Origin of the sequence: Jannaschia donghaensis (assembly GCF_001403795.1) — a bacterium.
Lineage (GTDB): Bacteria > Pseudomonadota > Alphaproteobacteria > Rhodobacterales > Rhodobacteraceae > Jannaschia > Jannaschia donghaensis.
This window is the reverse complement of the sequence record NZ_CXSU01000012.1, coordinates 624,316-640,423: the sequence shown is the minus strand read 5'-3', so window position 1 is coordinate 640,423 and position 16,108 is coordinate 624,316. Positions and strand designations below refer to the sequence as shown.

Genomic DNA, 16,108 nt, shown 5'->3' with positions numbered 1-16,108 from the left:
GTTCAGGGGTACAGGTCCCCGAACTTCGCTTCGAGATAGGCCAAAAGCGGTTCCGCCGAAGGGTCTTCGCCCGTGGCATGCCGGATCGTCTCGGTCGGTTCGCGCAGGGCCCCGTACCGTTGCAGGTTGGCCCGCATCCAGCCGGTCGCCGGCGATGGATCGCCTTGGGCCAAGGCGTCGTCGATGCCCGGCACATCCCGCCGCGCGGCCGCCATCAGGCAACCGGCGAACAGATTGCCCAATGAATAGGTCGGGAAATATCCCATCAAGCCGACCGACCAATGCACGTCCTGCATGAACCCGTTCGACGGCTTGTCCACGGCAAAGCCGAAGTCCGACGCGAACCGGTCGTTCCACGCCCCCTCCAGATCGGCAACGTCGAGGTCCCCTAAGATCAGCCCGCGCTCCAGATCGAAGCGAAGCATGACATGCAGGTTATAGTTCACCTCGTCGGCTTCGGTCCGGATGTATCCTGATCCGACGCTGTTGACCGCGCGGTAGAAATCCCGCTCCGACGTCACGCCGATGTCGCCGAAGACATCGCGCATCCGACCGAACAGCCATCCGCAATACGCCTCCGACCGGGCCATCTGATTTTCATAACTGCGCGATTGGCTTTCATGCACCCCCATCGAAACACCGCGCCCGATCGGCGTCAGCAAATACGCGGCATCCACTCCCTGTTCATAGCTGGCGTGACCAACTTCGTGCACGGTGGAAAACAGGCAATTGAACGGATCATTCTCATCCACGCGGGTCGTGATCCGCACATCCGTGCCCGACCCGGACGAAAAAGGGTGCACCGCCGTGTCCAGCCGGCCCCGCATCATGTCGTATCCATAGGCGGCCGCCACTTCTTCGGACAAGGCGATCTGCTGGACTGCGGAAAAGCGCCCCGCCACCGTCGGCGCGGGCGTCGCGCCCAGGGCCCGTTCTCGCAGGGCGCGCAGGCGGGGGCGCATCTTGTCGAACATCGCGGCCATGTCAGCGGCGTTCCCGCCCGGCTCATAATCCTGCATCAGCGCGTCGTAGGCGTCGCGGTTCGTCCCCGCCGCCAGGGCTGCGCCCTCCTCCTGCCGCAGGCGCACGACCTCGGCCAGCACGGGGGCAAAGGACGCCGCGTCCTCGGACGCCCGCGCCGTGGCCCACTGGCCCTGCGCCAGCGACGTCACCCGCGCCAGTTCGGACGCCAAGCGCGCGGGAACCTTGTGATTACGGTCATAGCTGCGGCGGATATCGCGCAGGTTCGCATCGGCCGCCGCGTCGGGGGCATGGGCCTCCTCCAGCCAGTCGCCGATGCGCGGATCGGTGCGGCGGGCGTGCAGCACCTCTTCCAGCGCGGCCATTTCCTCGGCCCGCTGGGGGGCCGCGCCGACGGGCATCATCGTTTCCTGGTCCCATCCGGTGCGCCCGGCCACTTGTGCCAAAGCTTCGGTGGTGCGCTGGAACGCCATCAGATCGTCGTAGGCCGGCATGTCAGGTCCTTACCGATTGGGGCAGCGGATACTTGGCCCGGTGCCGCGCCCGAACCGTCAGGGCAATTAGAACGATCGCTCCGAATTGGTGCAGGATAGCCAGATGCCAGGGGCTGGAATTCATGACTGTTACGATGCCCAGCACCATCTGGACCACCGCCATCGCAAGAATGCCGTGAAACACGACGGCCGTCTTGCGATTGGCCGACCGCTTGCCGACGAAGAACGCCCAGACAATCGCGGCAAACAGGACATAGCCCAGCATCCGGTGGAAGAATTGCACGGTCCCGTCGTTTTCGAACAGGTTGCGCCAGACCGGCTCCAACTCCCACATCCCCGGCGGGGTAAAGCCCCCCGCCATCAACGGCCAGTCGATGTAATTGCGCCCCGCGTCGATCCCCGCGACCAGCGCGCCCATCAGGATCTGCGCAAAGGTCAGGCCGATCAGGACCGTGGCGATGGTCATCAAACGCGGCTCCGCCAGACGACGCGCCGAAATCAACTCGCCGGAGGTGCGTGACAGCGACAGCAGGTACCACGCGATCAGCGACAGCAGCGCGAAGGCCCCACCCAGATGCGTCGCCAGCCGGTACGATGCGACGTCGAGCATGGATCCGGTCAGACCGCTGGACACCATCCACCAGCCGATCGCCCCCTGCGCCCCGATGCCGACGCCCACGATCAGGACACGCGGCGTCCAACCCGGCGGGATTTTTCGCATCGCCAGCAGGCCCAGAAACCCGACGATGAAGACCAGACCGATAACGCGGCCCAACTGCCGGTGACCCCATTCCCACCAATAGATGAACTTAAACTCCGACATCTCCATGCCGCGGTTCTGCAGCTGATATTCAGGGATGGCGCGGTATTTCTCGAACTCCGATTCCCATGCGGCCTCCGACAGGGGCGGCACGGTTCCGGTGACCAGGTTCCATTCGGTGATCGACAGGCCCGAATCCGTCAGGCGCGTCATGCCGCCCACCGGAATGATCAGCAGGATCAGCGCGAACAGCAGCATCAGCCACCGTTTCACTGCCCCCCGCGACCCGCGCCGCGCCCCGTCGATGACACCGCCCGTGGGGGCGGCGCGTTCCGTCGTCGCCACGTCTTCGAATATCGCGCGTTTGGCCATGGTCGTCCCCTTCATGCAGACCCGAGGTAGTGCCTCAGCCGCGTTCCTTCCAGCGCACCATCTGTCGCATCATGCCGTGGAACACCTGAACGTCGGCGCGCGTCAGCGGCAGCCGGCTCCAAAGGTTGCGCAGGGTCAGCTTCATCGCGGCCGCCTTGCCCTCCGGCCAGAAGAAGCCGGCCCCATCCAGACGCGCCTCGTAATGCGCGATCAGGGCTTCCATCTCGGCGTGGCTGGCCCATTGCGTGCCGGCAAGTTCGACTTCCATCGCGGTGGGCATCTCCGCCGTCCGCCGCCACTCGTACCCCATCAGCAGAACGCATTGCGCCAGGTTCAGTGACGGAAAATCCGGGTTCGTGGGCACCGAAACGATGGCGTTCGCGATTACGATGTCGTCATTTTCCAGCCCCGTCCGTTCCGGCCCGAACAAAACGGCGACCTTCTGGCCCGCGGCCCCCCGTCTGGCCGCTTCAGCCATCGCGGCCTCGGGCGTGAAGACCGGTTTCGTCAGATCCCGGTCGCGTGCCGTGGTCGCGAAGACGAAATTGCAATCGGCAATGGCCGCCTGCGTGGTGTCGCAGATCATCGCATCGTCCAGGATTCGCCCCGCACCGGACGCCAGCGCCACGGCCCGTTCGTTGGGCCAGCCGTCGCGGGGCGCGGTTACGCGCATGTGCTCCAGCCCGAAATTCAGCATCGACCGCGCGGCCGCGCCGATGTTCTCGCCCATCTGCGGACGGACAAGGACGAAGGCCGGGCGGGGATCGCCGTCGACGGCGGGCGTTTCGGGGGCGGTATCGGTCATGCAGGCGGCCTAGCGCGGCGCGCCTTGCGGCGCAATCGCACCCCAGATATTCCGGGGCGAAACGGGGGACCCACGATGACCGACATGCCGCAGATCTACCTCGTCACGCCGCCCGAGATCGACTCGGGTTTCGCCGACCGCCTTGCCTCGGTCCTCGATGTCCACGACGTCGCCTGCCTGCGCCTGCACCTTGCCACCCATGACGAGGATCGGATCACCCGCGCCGCCGACGCAACACGCGAGGTGGCGCACCGCTTCGATGTGCCGATCGTCATCTCCGACCACCCGGCCCTGGTCGAGAAGCTGGGCCTCGACGGGGTTCACCTGACCGACCCGCGCCCCTTGCGCAAACTGCGCGCCGATTGGGGACCCGAGCCGATCATCGGGGCATTCTGCGGCACGTCGCGCCACGATGGCATGACCGCCGGAGACGCGGGGGCCGATTACGTCGCCTTCGGGCCCGCCGGTCCCACCAGTGGTGAACAAGCCGAGGCGGAGCTGTTCCAATGGTGGTCCCAGATGATCGAATTGCCCTGCGTGGCCGAAGGCGCGCTGGATCTGGCCACCATCGAAAGCCTGAAGGCCGCAACCGATTTCATCGCCCTGGGCGAAGAGATCTGGTCCCACGACGAACCGGCGATCGCGTTGGCCGCCCTGACGGCCCCGTTTCGGACGTAACCGTCTGAGCGGTGCACGGCGCGCGATCCGGTCGGCTCAGTCGGTCAGGTCGGGCAGCGCCGCCTCGAACCCGCGCCTCACCGCCGCCTCCGCCGCCCGCGCCAAAGCCTTGCGGTCGGCATAATCCGACACGACCAGCGGTTCGTGATAGATCACGTCGACGCAGCCATGGCGCGGCGCGACCAGCATCGCCAGCATATGGGCGCCGAAGCTCTGATCCCCCCACCAGCCATAGAATGCAGGGTGTTCGCCGGCAGGGGCATGGTAAGCCAACGTCACGGGCTGCACCTGCATGTCGTCGGGCAGTCCACCCGACCGGAAGGCCGCGAACAGGGTCGTCTTGAACGCAATGACCCGGCGACCGTCGGTGCTGGTGCCTTCGGGGAAGAACAACAGACGATGGCCCGCGCCCAACCGCTCCTCGAACACGGCCTGCTGGGCCTTCGCCTCGCGCGGATCGCGGCGGATGAACACCGTGCCCGTCGCCCGCGCCAGCCAACCGATGCCGGGCCAGCCCGCCACCTCGGATTTCGCGACGAAATAGATCCGCTTGGACGCATTGAGCACGAAGATATCCAGCCAGGACGCATGGTTCGCGACCACGGCCCCCGTCCCCGTCATCACCGCGCCCCGCACGTCGCGGCGCAGGCCCAGGATCGCCAGGCCCGTGATGCAAACGCCTTGCGTGATCCAAGGGGTCCAGGGCCGGTTCACGCCGTGCAGGGGTCGCTCCACCAGACGCACGACCATCAGAACCAGAAGGCACCCGAAGACCACCACGATCAGCGCCGCACCGCGCAGGACCGCGCGCAGCCATCCCATGGGGCCGGGACGCGTCTGGGGTGGCGGCGCGGCATCGTCCCAGATCATCCTGCCCGCTCCGGCAGGCGCAAGCGCTCCATGTCAAGCACCATGCAGACGTCGACCGTGTTGAACGCCCGATCCACATAAGCCCCCGCGCCGACGAAGGCACCGGCGCGCAGATACGTCTTGATCAAGGCCGGAACGCCGATCATCGCGGATTTCGGGGCCGACCCGGATATGGCGACGGCCCCCGAACCACGGGCCACGGGGCGCAGATCGGCGGGGGCCAGCGCCTCGGCCTGCAAGCGGCGCAGGGCGGGCAGATGCGCGTCGATCCGCGCGCCCGGAAAGGATGCCGTGCCCACCGCGATGTCCACGCCCCGCTGCTGCAGATGCACCCCCAGACCTTTGAACAGGACCATGGCCGCCAGCCCCCCGCGATACTCGGCGTGCAGACAGGCCCGCCCGGCCTCGGCGATGGTGCGGCCCGAGGCGGTCAGCACGGACAGGTCGAACTCCCGCTCGGTGTAATGCGTCCCGCCGCGCACGCGCACCGTGGCCACGACACCGAGATCGGGGCGGGCCGCGTCGCGCAGGATCAGATGATCGCTCTGCCCGTCATGCGGGTCGGTCTCCAACCCGGCCCGGTCGCCGGGATCGGCCCCCATCTCCTCGACGAAGACACGATGGCGCAGACGCTGCGCCGCGCGGATTGCATCGGCGTCCCGCGTCACCGAAAGGGTCAGGCCGGTTTGCATTTCGGGCAGATAGAACCTGTCTGTTGCCACCGCAAGGCGCGGAAAATATCAATTGCGTCTTTAGGTTGTGAGAAATCAACCTTCTGGTAACTATTTTCGCCCAACACTCCGTTAAACTGCATTTACCTTACTCGTATACGGGCACCAACATGACGCGACTGCCATCCAGAACCTGTTTGCCGACCTCCCGAAAATTGACGGTGATCCGACCGTCAATCACCGATTGCACCTGCCCTATGCCCCAATCGGGCGACGTTGGATGACGCACCAACATACCGGGCTCGAGGAAAGCGTTGAGATCATTCATGCGAAAGGCTCCTTGATGAGCGACGGACGTGACGAAGCGGAAGCCGATGGGCCCAAGTCTGAACCCGATCTGATCGCCCTACTTGGATCGCGGCTTTGCCACGACCTCGTCAACCCCATAGGTGCGGTCGGCAACGGTTTGGAACTGCTGGAAATGTCGCCGGGCGACGGCAAGGCCGAGATGTCGCTGATCCGGGAATCGCTCGACGCGGCCATGGCGCGCATCAAGTTTTTCCGCCTGGCCTTCGGACCCGGCACCGCCGCCCTGGTCACCGCCCGCGAAATGCGCACCACATTGGACGAGATGTACGGCCAGACGCGCACCCGCGTCATCTGGCGCGACGAGGCGGAGCGCAGCCGCGCCGAGATGCGGCTGGCCTGTCTTGCCCTGACCTGCGTCGAGGTCGCGACGCCGTGGGGCGCCGAAGTGGAGGTCGTGCGCAACGAGGCCGCTTGGGTCATTCACGTCGACGCCAAGCGCCTGCGCATAGACGAGCCGCTTTGGCAGACGTTGGGCAGTGCCAAGCTGCCGGCCGATCTGAAGGGATCGGAAGTGCAGTTCGGCATCCTGGCCCGGCTGACGCGGCAGTTGCGACGCCCCGTATCGGTCAGCGCGGACGAAACGCACCTGAGCCTGATCGTCTGACCTCAGACCGCGCGCAGCCCCTTGGCAAAGCGCGCGGCATTCTGGCGGTAGTGTTCGGCCGACGCCAGAAGCGCGGCCAACGCTGCCGCGTCCAGCTGCCGCACGACCTTGCCCGGGGCCCCCATCACCAGGCTGCCGGGCGGAATAACCTTGCCTTCGGTGATAAGCGCCCCGGCCCCGATCAGGCATCCCTCCCCGATGACGGCACCGTTCAAGACGGTCGCGCCCATCCCGATCAAGGCACCGTCCCCAATCGTGCATCCATGAAGCATCGCCTTGTGGCCGACTGTAACGTTCGCCCCGACCGTCAGCGGAAACCCCACATCGGTGTGCAGCACACAGTTTTCCTGCACGTTGCTGCTGGCACCGAGCGCAATCGGCTCGTTATCGCCCCGGATCGTCGTTCCGAACCAGACGCTTGACCCAGCGGCCAGCGTCACATTGCCGATGACGTTCGCATCGGGGGCCACCCAGGCGTCGGCATCGACCGTCGGTTCCGTTCCGTCCAACCCATAGATCATCGGCCCTGTCTCCTCCTGAATTCATCGTTCAAGCCCCGCGTGAAGTCGCTCAGCCACGGCTGACGGTCGCGGCGCAGGCGCTCGGCGGCCAGAATGGTGCGCAACCGCGCCTCGCAGGCATCGGGCTCGTCATTTACCAAGACGTAATCGTATTCCGCCCAGTGGCTGATCTCGGACTCGGATTTTTCCATCCGGCCTTCGATGACCGCGTCGCTGTCCTGCCCCCGGCCCCGCAGCCGCCGCTCCAACTCGGCGATCGACGGCGGCAGGATGAAGATCGACACGATGTCCCGGCCCAGCGACGAGTTTCGGATCTGCTGACCGCCCTGCCAGTCGATGTCGAAAATGACATCGCGACCGGCCGCCAGCGCCGCTTCCACGGGCGCGCGCGGGCTTCCGTAATGATTGTCGAACACCTCCGCATGCTCGAGCATTTCACCATCGAGCACCATCTGGCCGAAGGCGTCGCGGTCGGTGAAGAAATAGTGCATCCCCTCGACCTCACCGGCGCGCGGGGCACGCGTGGTCGCGGAGACCGAGAACGACAGCGTCGGATCCCAGGCCATCAGACGTTGCGCCATCGTCGACTTGCCGGCCCCGGACGGGCTCGACAGGATGATGCCCAGGCCCCGCCGCGCCCCCTGATCCATATTGCGCCGTTCCATCGATCCTCCAGCGGTCTTTTCCGCGATCGACCTACCGCCTGCCCCGTCACCGGGCAAGGGAACGTCTGCCCGGATACGTTAACCAAGGTTTAAGGAAATACGGGCATTTTGAGGCAGCTTGCCTTATTTCTGCCTTTAGGTGGCGGGTTTGGGTCGCATTTCGGGCCAAGTTCGGAATGGGGTCGATGACGGGAATGGGTATATGGCAAGCAGAGACGACATATGGGGGCCGAAAACGGTCCCGACTTCACAATTTCATGGGATCGCGGGGCTCCGGACCATGCGCAAATCTCCCCTGCTCGAGCAGGCCTGGCGGTATTGGACGGCGCAGCGCAACGGCGCGGAACTGCCGCGGCGGGCCGCGCTGGACCCCAAGGCGATGGGTACGATCCTGGGGCATTCGATGGTGCTGGACCGCACGCGTCCGGGCACTGTGCGCGTGCGCCTGGGCGGTCACGTCCTGCATCAACTGATGGGGATGGAAGTGCGCGGCCTGCCGATCCGCGCGTTCTTCGACATCGCCGACCGGACCCGCGCGATGGACCTGATCGAACAGGCGTTTACCACGCCCGCGACGCTGGAATTCGACCTCATATCGGACGGGGCGGATGGCATCGTGACAGCGCGGATGCTGGTGCTTCCGCTGCTCGACACCGCCGGAGAGGTGACCAAGGCGCTGGCCGTTCTTGTGACCGACCGGATCGTGACTGATCCGCCCCGGCGATTCCAACTGACGAACGCGACGGTCATGCCCGTCGATGGCGCACGCGCACCCGATAGCCTACCCCGGCGGCGGTTGACCGATCATCACCTGCCCGTCGAAATCCAGGCCGGCATGGCCGAAGACCCGGTGCCCTTCGATGCCGCGCCGTCCCCGGTGCCGTGGCTTCGCGTCGTAAAATGATGGCAGTCGATATTGCGTAAAAAAGGCGACGCTCCGATTCGGAGCGTCGCCTTTTTCGTTTCGATCCCGCAGATCGGTCAGGACGCGGCGCGCATCCGTTCCTGGCGCAGGGACGACAGCTCTTCCGCCACCAGAAACGCCAGTTCCAGCGATTGCGACGCGTTCAGACGCGGGTCGCAGGCCGTGTGATAGCGATCCGAAAGATCCTCATCCGTCACCGCGCGCACGCCGCCGGTGCATTCGGTTACGTCTTGACCCGTCATTTCGAAATGTACGCCGCCGGGGATGGTGCCATGTTCGCGGTGCACCGCAAAGAACTCCTGCACCTCGGCCAGAACGCTCTCGAACGGGCGCGTTTTGTAGCCCGAGGGCGACTTGATCGTGTTCCCGTGCATCGCGTCGCAGGTCCACACGACGTTCGCACCCATGTCCTGCACCTGCTTGATCAGACGCGGCAAGTGCTGCTGCACCTTGCCGGCCCCAAAACGCGCGATCAGGGTCAGGCGACCCATTTCGTTCTTGGGGTTCAGTTTCTCGATCAGCTCTTTCAAGTCCTCGGCGGTGGTCGTCGGGCCGCACTTCAACCCGATCGGATTCACCACCCCACGACAGAACTCGACATGCGCCCCGTCGGGCTGCCGCGTACGGTCGCCGATCCAGATCATATGGCCCGATCCGGCCAGCATTTCACCGGGATGGGTGCTGTCCTCGCGGCAGAGTGCCTCCTCGTATTCCAGCAGCAGCGCCTCGTGCGAGGTGTAGAAATCGACCGTCGAAAGCTCGGCGTTCTGGTCCGACGTCAGGCCGGCGGCGGTCAAGAAATCAAGCGTGTCCTGAATGCGGTCGGCCATGTCGCGGTACTGCGCCGCGCGCTCTCCGCTCGCAAAATCGAGCGTCCACTGGTGCACCTGATGCACGTCCGCGAATCCACCCTTGGAAAACGCGCGCAACAGGTTCAGCGTCGCCGCCGCCTGCGTGTAGGCTTCCAGCATCTTGGCGGGATCGGGGATCCGCGCCTCCGGCGTGAAGGCCAACTCGTTGATGATGTCGCCGCGGTAGCTGGGCAATTCCACACCGTCGATCGTCTCGGTCGGGGCGGAGCGGGGCTTGGCGAATTGCCCGGCCATCCGACCGACCTTCACCACCGGAACCTTGGCCCCGAATGTCAAAACCATCGCCATCTGCAACATCACCTTGAAGGTGTCACGGATGGAGTTGGATGAAAATTCGGCAAAGCTCTCGGCGCAGTCGCCGCCCTGCAGCAGGAACGCCTCGCCACGTCCGGCCGCGGCCAACTCCTCGCGCAGGGTCCGCGCTTCGCCCGCGAACACAAGCAGGGGATGCCGCGACAGCTTGGCTTCCACGGCATTCAACGCAGCCTGATCCGGATAGTCCGGCATCTGCACGCGGGCCTTCGCCCGCCAGCTGGATTTCGACCATCCGCCCATCCGTGCGCCGTCCTGTGCCATCCGTCCACTCCTCTGGCCCGATATCAGGACCGTCGGTTAGCCCATCTGCCGCGTGGCCGCAAATGCCGGATTGTCTTGCTACGGGCCAAATGTTGCGCGTAAGCGTCGAATTCAGGGGCGCCGCCGCGACGTACGCCCAACCTTCGAACGATGGAGCCCCCAATGGCGGGTCAGAACACGGCGCCGGCGCGCGCCTCCGGCACCTCGGTCTCCGTCCCGCCGCCCGCGCGCGCGCAACGTTTTGTTTTCGTCCTTCTGGACCGCTTTACCCTGATGTGCCTGGCCAGCGCACTCGACGCGCTGCGTCTGGCCAATCGGATGTCAGGGGCCGCGCTCTACGATTGGGCGATGGTCGGCGAAGGCGGGGAAACGATGCGCTGCTCGGCCGGGTCGACGTTCGTTCTGGACGAGGATTTGCCGGTCCTAGGGCGGGACGACACCATCGTCCTTGTCGGTGGCATCGATATCGCCGCCGCCACGACATCCAAACTGAAGTCCTGGCTCAAACGCGAAGCGCGACGCGGCGGGCAAATCGCCGCCTTGGATACCGCGGCCTGGACGCTTGCGACCTGCGGGCTTCTCGACGGCAAGCGAGCGACCATCCATTGGGAGAATCAGGACGGATTCGCCGAGGATTTTCCGGAAGTAGAACTGACGCGGTCGATCTTCACGCTGGACGGCAAGATGATCACCGCCGCCGGTGGCACCGCCTCCATCGATCTGATGCTGCACCTCATCGCGCGCGATTTCGGAGAGGATCTGGCCGCGCTGGTGGCCGATCAGATGGTCTATTCGTCGATCCGGACCGGCCAGGACACGCAACGCCTGTCGATCCCCACGCGCATCGGTGTCCGCCACCCGCGGCTGAGTCAGGTAATCCGCGAGATGGAAGCCAGCATAGAAGAGCCGGTCAGCCCCGCCACCCTTGCCGCCGATGTCGGCATGTCGACCCGGCAGTTGGAGCGGCTGTTCCGACGCTATCTCGATCGCAGCCCCAAGCGGTACTACATGGAATTGCGGCTGTCGCGGGCGCGCAACTTGCTGATGCAGACCGACATGTCGATCATCAACGTGGCTCTCGCCTGCGGATTCACCTCACCTTCGCATTTCTCGAAATGCTACCGCGCGCATTACAACACGACGCCCTACCGCGAGCGCGGCGCCACGGCCTGATGCGTTACGGCACCCGCGCCGCGCGGCCGCCCCGGCGACCGGTCCGGGCGGGCATCGCAAGCCCTTCGCGCAGGACCGTCGTCATCGGATGGTCGGGCCGATCGCGCAGCAGACGCTCGATCGCCGCGTGCGGCTGATCGGGGGCACCCATGGCCCAGTCGAGGAAGATCGACCGGCATTCGGCGTCCGTAATTCCATCGATCCGGTAAGCTTCTGCGATCAAGCCCTTGGGGTCGTCCGCCCCCTGCCCGTCCTTCGCCATGTCGCATCTCCCACTGGGTTTTCCTTGGCTAGCGCGCCGCTCCGCCAGCGTCCAGCGCCGCATCGATCACCTGCGCGGCGCGCCCCGCCGCCGCATCGCACGCCGCTTCCACTGCTGCCAGATCGGGCAGGTCCAGCGTTCGCGCAACGAACGCGGCACCGCCCGTGCCGATGTCGCCGGGCGGTTCGGCGTCGGTCAGCAGCTTGATCACCTGCTGAACACTGGCCAGAACGTCATAGGCCTGCGTCAGCACCGCCCGACCCTCCGCGTCCAACCATCCGGTCACGGTCAGTTGGTCGGCGACGCGGCGCGCATGCGACCCTGCGATCAGCGTGTGGGCCTGCGCCGCCAGTTCGATATCCTGCAATCGGCCCGGCCCCGATTTCACGGAAAGGCCCGCCCCCGCGCGTCCCGCATCCATCAGCCGCGCGCGCATCTCGGCCAGTTGGGTCAGGACCTCCGCTTTGTCGAAACGGCTGCTTGCGATGACCTCGCCGCGCACCGCCTCCACCGATGTCCGCAATGTCGGATCGCCGACCACCGCCCGCGCCCGCGTCAGCGCAAGATGTTCCCAAACCCAAGCCTCGGTCTTCTGGTAGCTGCGAAAGCCCGAAAGCGGCGTCGCGACAGGCCCCTGCCGACCCGACGGTCGCAGTCGCATGTCCACCTCGTACAGCCGGCCGTCGCGCGTCGGAACGGACAGCGCCGTGATCAGAACCTGCGTGAATTTGGCGGCCCATTGGCTCGCCCCCAGACTGCGCCGCCCGTCCGACATGGCCCCGGGCGCGGCCCCGTCATGCAGCACGACCAGATCAAGATCCGACCGCGCCGTCAGCCGCCCCGCGCCCAGCGATCCCATCCCCAGACCCGCCAGCCGCAGGCCCGGCACGCGGCCATAGCGGCGCGTGGTCTCCACCTCCGCCGCGACCCAGGCCGCGGTCAGGACGGCGCGGGCCAGCGCGGCATAAGCCACGCCTGCCCCTTCGGGCCCCACCAGGCCGCGCAGCAGGTGGACGCCGATCCGAAAATGCGCCTCCCGATGCCAGCGGCGCAGGACGGTCAGGTGATCCTCGAAATCGCCACGAACGGTCGGCAGATCCCAGACCTGCGGCAGCGGCTCCAGGAAACCGCCGCCGATCACCGCGTCGAAGACCCCTGCGTTGCGCGACAGATATGTCGCCAGATCGGGCGCGGTGGCGCAGATATCCGCCAAAAGGTCGACCAGACGCGGGTTCGCCTCGAACAGGGAAAACACCTGCACGCCCGCCGGCAGACCGCGCAGGAACCCGTCGAATGCCGCCAGCGCCTCGGCCGGACGGGCGGACCGGGCCAGGGCGGCCAGCAATCCCGGCTTCAACCGCGCGAAGATTTCCCGACCGCGCGCCGACCGCAATGCGGGATACGACGTCCAGCGGTCCGTCACGGCATCGGCCCCTTCGATCACGTCGCCGGACGGCAGGTGGCCTTCGGGTGCGCGGAACGACGGATCGGTGATCGCCGCGACGGCCTGCATCCGCGCGCGCAGATCATCGACGAATACGGTCGCATCGGCTTCGCCCATGAAGCAGGCGATCCGGCGCAGACCCTCGGCATCCTTGGGCAAGCGGTGGGTCTGCGCGTCCTGCACCATCTGGATCCGATGCTCCACACGGCGCAGATATTCGTATTCGCGCGCCAGGACATCGCGGTCGCCTCCCTTGACCCAGCCCGCATCGACCAGGCGGTCCAGCCCCGCCAGCGTGCCACGCACCCGCAGCGACGCGTCACGTCCGCCCGCGATGATCTGCTGGGTCTGGGTCAGGAACTCGATCTCTCGAATGCCGCCCTGTCCCAGCTTCACGTCGTGGCCGGGAATGTCCCAGTCTCCGGTCAGTCCCTTGTGGTCGCGGATGCGGCGGCGCATGTCGAATGCCTCCTCGACCACCGCGAAATCAAGGTTGCGGCGCCAGACGAAGGGGGCCAGCCGGTCGATAAATCCGGCCCCCGCATCGGTTGCCCCGGCGGCCGCGCGCGCCTTGATCCAAGCGACGCGTTCCCACGTCCGGCCCATCGCTTCGTAATACCGCTCCGCCGCTTCCATGCTCAGCACGATCGGGGTGGAAGACGGATCGGGCCGCAACCGCAGGTCGGTTCGAAACACGTAGCCGTCTGCCGTGATGTCGGACATGGCCGCCATCGCCCTCCGCGCCGCCTTGAGCAGGATGGCACGGGCCGTGCCATAGTCCGACGGGTCGTAGCGGCTTTCGTCGAACAACAAGACAAGGTCGATGTCGCTGGAATAATTCAGCTCCCCCGCGCCCATCTTGCCCATCGCGATGGCCACCAGACCGCCATCGCCCGTGACCGGACCTTTGGCGTCTCGGGCCAGCCCCCACGCCAGTGCGCGCGCCAACGTCGCATCCGCCAGGTCGGTCCACCGCGCCGTCGCCGTCATGACCGGCCAGATGCCGCCCAGATCGGCCAGCCCGACCAGAAGCGACGCCCGCCGCTTCGCGCGCCGCAGCCCGACCGTCGGATCCCCGTCGAGCGCGGCCACGTCTGCCAACAGGTCGGACAACGCGGCGTCCGGGTCGGTGTCCCACAAACCGTGCAACCAATCCCTTTCCCGCCGCATCAAACCGGCCAGGAACGGGCTGCACCCCGCCGTGCCCGCGACCAAATCGGCCACGTCGGACGGCGGGGCAAGGTCGGACACGCTCGCCCGTCCGGCCTCGGCGTCGAAAGGAATGGGCGCTTGCGTGATCCGGGACCTGAACATGGGCCGACCTGACCCCTTACCGCCCCCGCCGTCAACGGGCAGGAATTAGTCCATGAGCAAGAGTTTGAAGCGCGTCGTCCGCGCCCTGCGCGATGCGGTCCTCGACGCGGAGCCGCGCGAATTGGGGGATTGCCGCACCGCCGCCGATGCCGCCGCTTCGGTCGGGTGCGACTTGGATCAGATAGCCAAGTCGATCATCTTCGGCACCGGGGACGGATGCGCCCTGTTTCTGACGGCGGGCGGAAATCAGGTCGACGGGCTCAAAGCCTCGGCCCTTGCGGGAACGCCCCTGACCCGCGCGGATGCCAATGCGGTGCGGCGGATTACCGGGTTTGCGATCGGCGGCGTTGCCCCGATCGGGCACTTGATGCCGTCCCCGGTATGGATGGATGCCCGTCTGATGGATTTCGACGTCGTCTGGGCCGCGGCCGGCACGCCGCGGCATGTCTTCGCGATCGATCCGCAGGCGTTGCGCGCGATCGCCGGCGCGACGGTGGCCGATTTTACCTGACCCTCAGGCAAACAGATCGTGGCACAGCTCCAGCGCGTCGACCAGCGTGTCGACCTCAGCCCGCGTATTATAGACGCCGAAGCTGGCGCGGCAGGTGGCGGTGAGGCCCATATGCTCCATCAGCGGCTGGGCACAGTGTTGCCCCGCGCGAACCGCCACACCCTTCTTGTCGAGGACGGTTGAAATATCATGCGCGTGCGCCGCGCCGTCGATCGTGAAGCTGAAGATCGCCGCCTTGGTCGCAGACTTCCCCTGAACGTTCAGCCAGTTGAGGCCCTCCAACCGGTCGCGGCAATAGGCTGTCAGATCGGCTTCATGGGCCTGAATGTCGTCCATCCCGACATCCATCATCCATTCCAGCGCAGTGCCCAGACCGATGGTCTGCACGATGCCGGGGGTTCCCGCCTCGAATTTGTGGGGCGGATCGTTCCAGGTGACCGTGTCGCGGTGAACGTCGCGGATCATGTCGCCGCCGCCAATGAACGGCACCATCTCCGCCATCCGTTCGGGCCGAATGAACACAGCACCCGACCCGCTGGGACCATAAAGTTTATGGCCCGTGACCGCATAGAAATCACAACCGATATCCGCCACATCCACCGGCATGTGGACCGCTGCCTGACTTCCGTCGACGCAGACGGCGACGCCCCTGGCGCGCGCCCCGTCGCAAATGGCTTTCACATCAACGACGGTTCCCAAGACGTTGGAAACATGGGTGATCGCAATCAGTTTCGTCCGGTCCGTTACCGCGTCCAGTACCGCTTGCGGGTCCAGATCGCCATTTAGATCCGTTTCGACCCAAACGAGTTTGACACCCAAGCGTTCGCGCAGGAAATGCCAAGGGACGATATTGGCGTGATGCTCCATGATCGACAGCACGATCTCGTCGCCGGCCTGCATCCGGGGCGCGGCCCATCCGTAGCTGATCAGGTTCATCGCCTCGGTCGTGCCGGAGGTGAAGATGATGTGATCCTCGGATGGCGCGTTCAGAAAGCGCGCGACCGTGCCGCGCACCGCCTCGTAATTCTCGGTCGAAATGGTGGATAGCGTATGCAATCCGCGATGCACATTCGCGTATTCGTACCCGTAGGCCCGCTGAATCGTATCGAGAACGGCCTGAGGTTTCTGCGCCGAAGCCCCATTGTCGAGATAGCACAGCGGCTTGCCATTCACCTCCCGCGAGAGGATGGGAAACTGCGTCCGGATGGCCTCGATATCGATCATGTCGTGCGCCTCGTGAA

General features: G+C 65.9%; 17 protein-coding genes. 5 read left to right on the top strand and 12 right to left on the bottom strand.

The features are described 5' to 3' along the window. Positions 1 to 2: 2 nt before the first annotated feature. Genes JDO7802_RS12420 through JDO7802_RS12410 form a run of 3 tightly spaced genes read right to left on the bottom strand, consistent with a single transcriptional unit; the run spans position 3 to position 3,412 of the window. On the bottom strand, positions 3 to 1,475 hold the full coding sequence (locus tag JDO7802_RS12420) for a carboxypeptidase M32 (RefSeq protein ID WP_055086035.1): 1,473 nt from the start codon (positions 1,473 to 1,475) through the stop codon (positions 3 to 5). Between the two features lies 1 nt (position 1,476). Continuing rightward, positions 1,477 to 2,607, bottom strand: coding sequence for a heme A synthase (ctaA, locus tag JDO7802_RS12415; RefSeq protein WP_055087234.1), 1,131 nt, complete (start codon positions 2,605 to 2,607; stop codon positions 1,477 to 1,479). Positions 2,608 to 2,641: 34 nt separating this feature from the next. After that, entirely contained in the window at positions 2,642 to 3,412 is a 771-nt protein-coding gene (locus JDO7802_RS12410) for an RNA methyltransferase (protein WP_055086033.1), read from the bottom strand. A 75-nt stretch (positions 3,413 to 3,487) separates the two neighbouring features. Here JDO7802_RS12410 and JDO7802_RS12405 point away from each other — a divergent pair, with 75 nt between their 5' ends. Then, entirely contained in the window at positions 3,488 to 4,090 is a 603-nt protein-coding gene (locus tag JDO7802_RS12405; RefSeq protein WP_055086031.1) for a thiamine phosphate synthase, read from the top strand. 36 nt (positions 4,091 to 4,126) lie between these two features. Here JDO7802_RS12405 and olsA read toward each other — a convergent pair whose 3' ends face one another. The 3 genes from olsA to JDO7802_RS12390 all read right to left on the bottom strand — a co-directional run bounded on the left by olsA (position 4,127) and on the right by JDO7802_RS12390 (position 5,959). Then, a complete protein-coding gene (olsA, locus tag JDO7802_RS12400) occupies positions 4,127 to 4,960 on the bottom strand; it encodes a lyso-ornithine lipid O-acyltransferase (RefSeq protein ID WP_055086029.1) in 834 nt (277 codons plus the stop codon). Beyond that, on the bottom strand, positions 4,957 to 5,652 hold the full coding sequence (locus tag JDO7802_RS12395) for a GNAT family N-acetyltransferase (RefSeq protein ID WP_055086027.1): 696 nt from the start codon (positions 5,650 to 5,652) through the stop codon (positions 4,957 to 4,959). Before JDO7802_RS12395 ends, olsA begins: the two co-directional genes overlap by 4 nt. 127 nt (positions 5,653 to 5,779) lie before the next feature. Then, positions 5,780 to 5,959: a DUF3553 domain-containing protein gene (locus JDO7802_RS12390; protein ID WP_055086025.1), complete on the bottom strand. Its 180-nt coding sequence runs from the start codon at positions 5,957 to 5,959 to the stop codon at positions 5,780 to 5,782. 15 nt (positions 5,960 to 5,974) lie between these two features. Between JDO7802_RS12390 and JDO7802_RS12385 the strand changes: the two genes are divergently transcribed. Further along, on the top strand, positions 5,975 to 6,604 hold the full coding sequence (locus tag JDO7802_RS12385) for a histidine phosphotransferase family protein (protein ID WP_055086023.1): 630 nt from the start codon (positions 5,975 to 5,977) through the stop codon (positions 6,602 to 6,604). Positions 6,605 to 6,606: 2 nt separating this feature from the next. Here the strand turns inward: JDO7802_RS12385 and JDO7802_RS12380 are convergent, their stop codons facing one another. Further along, positions 6,607 to 7,125: a gamma carbonic anhydrase family protein gene (locus tag JDO7802_RS12380; RefSeq protein WP_055086021.1), complete on the bottom strand. Its 519-nt coding sequence runs from the start codon at positions 7,123 to 7,125 to the stop codon at positions 6,607 to 6,609. After that, the gene (gene gmk, locus JDO7802_RS12375; RefSeq protein WP_055086019.1) at positions 7,122 to 7,790 is read right to left on the bottom strand and encodes a guanylate kinase; all 669 of its coding nucleotides are present in this window, start codon (positions 7,788 to 7,790) and stop codon (positions 7,122 to 7,124) included. The genes JDO7802_RS12380 and gmk overlap by 4 nt, the downstream gene beginning before the upstream one ends. Positions 7,791 to 8,070: 280 nt before the next feature. Here gmk and JDO7802_RS12370 point away from each other — a divergent pair, with 280 nt between their 5' ends. Beyond that, positions 8,071 to 8,694: a PAS domain-containing protein gene (locus JDO7802_RS12370; RefSeq protein WP_055086017.1), complete on the top strand. Its 624-nt coding sequence runs from the start codon at positions 8,071 to 8,073 to the stop codon at positions 8,692 to 8,694. 77 nt (positions 8,695 to 8,771) lie between these two features. On the opposite strand, the gene JDO7802_RS12365 is transcribed toward JDO7802_RS12370, so the two are convergent. Further along, the gene (locus tag JDO7802_RS12365; protein ID WP_055087233.1) at positions 8,772 to 10,142 is read right to left on the bottom strand and encodes a class II 3-deoxy-7-phosphoheptulonate synthase; all 1,371 of its coding nucleotides are present in this window, start codon (positions 10,140 to 10,142) and stop codon (positions 8,772 to 8,774) included. Between the two features lie 183 nt (positions 10,143 to 10,325). Here JDO7802_RS12365 and JDO7802_RS12360 point away from each other — a divergent pair, with 183 nt between their 5' ends. Then, positions 10,326 to 11,336, top strand: coding sequence for a GlxA family transcriptional regulator (locus tag JDO7802_RS12360; protein ID WP_055086015.1), 1,011 nt, complete (start codon positions 10,326 to 10,328; stop codon positions 11,334 to 11,336). A 4-nt stretch (positions 11,337 to 11,340) separates the two neighbouring features. Here the strand turns inward: JDO7802_RS12360 and JDO7802_RS12355 are convergent, their stop codons facing one another. Continuing rightward, positions 11,341 to 11,598 carry a hypothetical protein gene (locus JDO7802_RS12355; RefSeq protein WP_055086013.1) on the bottom strand — a complete coding sequence of 86 codons (258 nt, stop codon included), beginning with the start codon at positions 11,596 to 11,598 and terminating at the stop codon, positions 11,341 to 11,343. Positions 11,599 to 11,626: 28 nt separating this feature from the next. Further along, positions 11,627 to 14,356, bottom strand: coding sequence for a [protein-PII] uridylyltransferase family protein (locus JDO7802_RS12350; protein WP_055086011.1), 2,730 nt, complete (start codon positions 14,354 to 14,356; stop codon positions 11,627 to 11,629). A gap of 52 nt (positions 14,357 to 14,408) precedes the next feature. On the opposite strand from JDO7802_RS12350, the gene JDO7802_RS12345 reads away from it, so the two are divergent. Continuing rightward, positions 14,409 to 14,867, top strand: coding sequence for a YbaK/EbsC family protein (locus tag JDO7802_RS12345; protein WP_055086009.1), 459 nt, complete (start codon positions 14,409 to 14,411; stop codon positions 14,865 to 14,867). Between the two features lie 3 nt (positions 14,868 to 14,870). On the opposite strand, the gene JDO7802_RS12340 is transcribed toward JDO7802_RS12345, so the two are convergent. Further along, positions 14,871 to 16,091, bottom strand: coding sequence for a cysteine desulfurase (locus JDO7802_RS12340; protein WP_055086007.1), 1,221 nt, complete (start codon positions 16,089 to 16,091; stop codon positions 14,871 to 14,873). Between the last annotated feature and the right edge of the window lie 17 nt (positions 16,092 to 16,108).